The organism is Pseudomonas sp. NPDC087697, assembly GCF_044743155.1.
GTDB lineage: Bacteria > Pseudomonadota > Gammaproteobacteria > Pseudomonadales > Pseudomonadaceae > Aquipseudomonas.
In genome coordinates this window covers 1-4709 of record NZ_JBIUVW010000086.1, presented here as the reverse complement: position 1 = coordinate 4709, position 4709 = coordinate 1, and the positions used below count along the sequence as shown (strand labels likewise).

Below are 4709 nucleotides of genomic sequence, written 5' to 3'. Positions count from 1 at the left end.
AGGCTTGGTTCGATGCGAGTAATCCGGCGTTTATAGATGTTGGCCTTCTTCTGCTCGCGTGCACCGGATTCGATGTCGTGGTCGTAGAGGCGTTGGCCGTCTACCAGTGCAACACGCAACTCTTCGGGTTGAGTTGCGTTAATCAGCATTCTTTTCATGTAGTACCGTCGGTTTCCGGGCTGCCGGAAACGGCGTTCGGCACACACGACTTCTCACGGTCGGTGTCAGGTGCGTCAGGAGTAGTTGGCTACTCCAGTGTCTAGCGATGTCCGGCCAATGTGGGCCTGCGTCGCGACGTACGCGTCCTGCTTGCTGTGGCTACTTAAGCACTCAGTCAGGAGGAGGAATCAACCGGCGACTGTGGACGAGATGAAGCGTCTAAATATAAGCCTAGTGCTACACAGTCCGACGGTTGTGCATCTCCACCCTACACGTATCCCTGATAATTCGGGTGCTGCCGCGCGCAGAATCCGCAGCGGGTTGGCATTTACCGTGTTCTCCAATGGGGAGTTCACGCTCATGGCTACACAAGACTGGGCGATAGCTGTTTTGCTGGCACTCAGCTTGTAACAGGCGTTGTTTCCGAAGCATTCGCGTAAGGGCTGGTTCGAGACTGACTGCACTTTGTGAACTGGCCGTAAATATCGGCGCATCAGACGAGTGGTTACTCTGTTGCTGCGCTCGCTTCAGGCCTCATGTCACCTGCGCTCGTTACAATCAAGAACCTTCCAATCGTTGCGAAAGCCCCGTAGGACGGCCTCGCGTCCTGATGAATTGCGTTGGTCAGGGCCGGCAATCTGCCGTTTGTCCTCTGTCCAGGCCGCTTTTGGCGGCGTTCGCGACTATAGCAGTAATGATTAAGTGCTTCAATTCCATAAAAAATTGATATCATCCGCGGCATGACGACTACTGCCCCCCCGACCCCTAGCGTACAACTGCTTGAGGTCTCGCCGGAATATGCCGGCCAACGTATTGATAACTTCCTTCTCGCTCGGCTCAAAGGCGTGCCCAAGACCTTGATTTACCGCATTTTGCGTAAAGGCGAAGTGCGTGTGAACAAAGGTCGGATCAAGCCCGAATACAAGCTGCAGGCGGGCGACATCGTGCGCGTGCCGCCGGTGCGTGTGCCGGAGCGCGACGAACCTGTGCCGCTGGCGCAAGGTTTGTTGCAACGCCTCGAAGCCTCGATTGTCTTCGAAGACAAGGCGCTGATCGTGATCAACAAGCCCGCCGGGATTGCTGTGCACGGTGGCAGCGGCCTGAGCTTCGGGGTGATCGAGGCGTTTCGACAGTTGCGCCCGGACGCCAAGGAGCTGGAGCTGGTTCACCGTCTGGACCGCGATACTTCCGGCCTGCTGATGATCGCGAAAAAGCGCAGCATGCTGCGTCACCTGCACACCGCCCTGCGCGGCGATGGTGTCGACAAGCGCTATATGGCGCTGGTTCGCGGCAACTGGGCTACTTCCATCAAGAGCGTCCGAGCGCCGTTGCAGAAGAGCAATCTGCGTTCCGGCGAGCGCATGGTGGAAGTGGACGAGGAGGGCAAGGAAGCGCTGACCCTGTTCAAGGTGCTGCGCCGCTTTGGCGACTTTGCAACCATGGTCGAGGCCAAGCCTGTTACCGGCCGTACTCACCAAATTCGCGTCCATACCCTGCACGCTGGTCACTGTATCGCCGGCGATACCAAGTATGGCGACGAGGGCTTCTCCAGGGAAATTCGCGATCTGGGTGGCAAGCGCCTGTTCCTGCACGCTTATATGCTCACCGTACCGCTGCCTGATGGCGGCGAGTTGAAGCTTCAGGCCCCTGTCGATGAAATGTGGGCCAAGACTGTGGAGCGCCTGAGTGCATCCTGATTACAAGCTGCTGATCTTCGATTGGGACGGCACGCTGGCTGATTCCATCGGCCGGATTGTCGAGGCGATGCATGTGGCATCGCAGCGGTCCGGTTTTCAGTTGCGCGATGATCTGGCCGTCAAGGGCATCATTGGTCTGGGGTTGCCGGAAGCGATTCGCACTTTGTATCCAGAGATTGACGATGACGAGATGGTGGCGTTCCGTCAGCACTATGCGGATCACTACGTCGCGTCGGAGGCCGTGCCTTCTCCGTTGTTTGAGGGAGTCGTCGAGTCGCTTGCGGCGTTTCGTGCCGAGGGTTATCACCTGGCGGTGGCGACCGGCAAAGCGCGTCGCGGGCTGGACCGTGTGCTGAAGTCTCATGGCTGGGAAGATTATTTTGATATCACCCGCGCCGCCGATGAAACCGCCAGCAAGCCGCATCCGCTGATGCTCGAACAGATTCTGGCCCATTGTGACGTCCGCCCGGAGCAGGCGTTGATGGTGGGGGATTCGTCGTTCGATCTGCAGATGGCGCGCAACGCCGGGATGGATTCGGTCGCTGTCAGCTATGGCGCTCAATCGATAGAAGCCTTGCGCGTGTTCGAACCGCGTCTGGCCATTGATCATTTTTCGCAATTGCACGCCTGGCTGGGTCAGCGGGCCAATTAAGTTTTTGTTGGGGTGGATGGAATGACCGACGAATGGAAGGCGCCAGACAAGGCCAGTGATGAAGGCGGCGACGACAAGAGCTGGAAGTTGCTTGAGAAGACTCTGCTTGCAGGTGTGCAGGAGCAGCGTCGTTCGCGGCGTTGGGGGATTTTTTTCAAGCTGCTGACCTTTGTTTACCTGCTTGCCGCGCTGATCCTCTTCACGCCACTGGTGAGCATTGAAAAAAGCGCGACCCGCGGGTCGGGCTACACCGCGTTGATCGACGTGAATGGAATGATTGCCGATAAGGAGTCGGCCAGTGCCGACAATATCGTCGGTGGATTGCGTGCGGCGTTTGAAGATCCGAAGGTCAAGGGCATCGTGCTGCGGATCAACAGTCCAGGCGGCAGTCCGGTGCAGTCGGGTTATGTCTACGATGAAATTGGTCGTCTGCGTGCCCTGCATCCAGGTACAAAGGTTTACGCGGTGATTTCCGATCTCGGTGCTTCGGGTGCTTACTACATCGCCAGTGCGGCGGATCAGATCTACGCTGACAAGGCGAGCCTGGTGGGCTCCATTGGCGTGACGGCGGCCGGTTACGGGTTTGTCGGCACCATGGAGAAGCTCGGTGTCGAGCGTCGGACATACACGTCGGGCGAGCATAAGTCGTTCCTCGATCCGTTCCAGCCACAGAAGCCTGACGAAACCGAGTTCTGGCAGGGCGTGCTGGACACCACTCACCAGCAATTCATCGCCAGTGTCAAAAAAGGCCGTGGCGATCGCCTGAAAGACAAAGAGCATCCGGAGTTGTTCTCGGGGCTGGTCTGGTCAGGCGAGCAGGCGCTGCCGTTGGGTTTGATCGATGGTTTGGGCAGTGCCAGTTCGGTGGCGCGTGACGTGATCGGTGAGAAAGAACTGGTTGACTTCACGGTGCAAGAGTCAACGTTCGATCGCTTCTCGAAAAAGCTCGGTGCCAGCGTGGCTGAGCAGTTGGCAATGCGGATGGGCTTTCAGGGGCCGGCGTTGCGCTGATCGTCGTGCAATATAAAAAACCGGCCTGCGTGGCCGGTTTTTTTTGATCAGAAGATCGCAGCCTGCGGCAGCTCCTGCACAAGCATGCTGGCATCCCGTAGGAGCTGCCGAAGGCTGCGATCTTTTGACTCTTAGGGGGTCTGCACGCCTTCGGCCAGCAGCATGTCAACCAGACGAATCAATGGCAGGCCGACCAGGCTGGTGGCGTCCGGGCCTTCGGTGCTTTGAAACAGGCTCACGCCCAATCCCTCGGCTTTGAAGCTGCCAGCGCAGTCGTAGGGCTGTTCTGCGCGCAGGTAGCGTTCAATGCTTGCCTGGTCGAGTGTGCGCATGTGTACGGTGAAAGGGATGCAGTCGATCTGGCAGTGGCCAGTCTGGCTGTTGAGCAGTGCCAGGCCGGTCAGGAAGGTCACGCTGGCGCCGCTGGCGGCCAGTAGTTGCTCGCGGGCCTTCTCGAATGTATGGGGTTTGCCAATAATCTGTCCGTCGAGTACCGCAACCTGGTCCGAGCCGATAATCAAATGGACGGGATGACTGCCGGCCAGCGCCCGGGCTTTTTCATGGGCGAGGCGTTTTACCAACTCGATGGCCGACTCTCCCGGTTGGTGGCTTTCGTCGATATCCGGTGAGCTGCAGGTAAATGGCAGCTGCAAGCGGGCCAGTAATTCGCGGCGATAGATCGAGCTTGAAGCAAGTAATAAAGGCAGCATACGGCTCTCCAAAAGTCAGTCGCAAATTCTAGCGGGGCTTCCAAGTGACGGACAGGGCTGAATTTCCTTTGACATGGCTGGGTGCATCCCTATAATGCTGCGCCTATGTTGAATGACCCGATTCCACCTCACGTTGACCCGCGCAAATTGGCTGATCGTGGCACCACCCTTCAAGGTGAAATGCTGCTGGCCGATTTGGAGAGACTCTGCGACCCGCTTTCCGATACTGTCGGTACGGTGCAGGCTAAATTCGTTTTTGAGCGAGATGAACGTAAATCTGTGGTGATCCACAGCTTTATCGACACCAAAGTCAAAATGGTTTGCCAGCGTTGTCTTGAGCTGGTCACCCTGCCGATTCACAGCGAATGCAGTTATGCTGTGTGAAGGAGGGTGCGAATACCCAGTCGTTGCCGAAAGGTTATGACGTGCTGGAACTGGGCGAAGATCCATTGGATCTGCAGTCACTGATCGAGGAGGAGC

General features: G+C 57.5%; 5 protein-coding genes and 1 pseudogene. 4 read left to right on the top strand and 2 right to left on the bottom strand.

Annotated elements, in window-relative coordinates; all coding sequences use genetic code 11:
- The coding region (locus tag ACIPIN_RS28775; protein WP_401124862.1) for a hypothetical protein at positions 1-158 on the bottom strand (158 nt) is incomplete at its 3' end.
- Positions 159-899: 741 nt separating this feature from the next.
- On the opposite strand from ACIPIN_RS28775, the gene rluC reads away from it, so the two are divergent.
- The 3 genes from rluC to ACIPIN_RS28760 are packed head-to-tail and all read left to right on the top strand — an operon-like array spanning position 900 to position 3519.
- Complete coding sequence (rluC, locus tag ACIPIN_RS28770; protein WP_401124860.1) at positions 900-1856, top strand: 23S rRNA pseudouridine(955/2504/2580) synthase RluC; 957 nt, start codon at positions 900-902, stop codon at positions 1854-1856.
- Entirely contained in the window at positions 1846-2508 is a 663-nt protein-coding gene (locus tag ACIPIN_RS28765) for an HAD-IA family hydrolase (protein WP_401124857.1), read from the top strand. The genes rluC and ACIPIN_RS28765 overlap by 11 nt, the downstream gene beginning before the upstream one ends.
- 21 nt (positions 2509-2529) lie before the next feature.
- A complete protein-coding gene (locus ACIPIN_RS28760; RefSeq protein ID WP_401124855.1) occupies positions 2530-3519 on the top strand; it encodes a S49 family peptidase in 990 nt (329 codons plus the stop codon).
- 131 nt (positions 3520-3650) lie between these two features.
- Here ACIPIN_RS28760 and ACIPIN_RS28755 read toward each other — a convergent pair whose 3' ends face one another.
- Entirely contained in the window at positions 3651-4229 is a 579-nt protein-coding gene (locus tag ACIPIN_RS28755; RefSeq protein WP_401124853.1) for a Maf family protein, read from the bottom strand.
- Positions 4230-4334: 105 nt separating this feature from the next.
- Here ACIPIN_RS28755 and ACIPIN_RS28750 point away from each other — a divergent pair.
- A pseudogene (locus ACIPIN_RS28750) lies at positions 4335-4709 on the top strand (YceD family protein); the annotation flags it as partial.

What these genes read in the sequence shown, in the direction of transcription:
- rluC (WP_401124860.1), top strand. Translation starts at nt 900, where the DNA reads ATGACGACTACTGCCCCCCCGACCCCTAGCGTACAACTGCTTGAGGTC.
- ACIPIN_RS28755 (WP_401124853.1), bottom strand. Translation starts at nt 4,229, where the DNA reads ATGCTGCCTTTATTACTTGCTTCAAGCTCGATCTATCGCCGCGAATTA.
- ACIPIN_RS28760 (WP_401124855.1), top strand. Translation starts at nt 2,530, where the DNA reads ATGACCGACGAATGGAAGGCGCCAGACAAGGCCAGTGATGAAGGCGGC.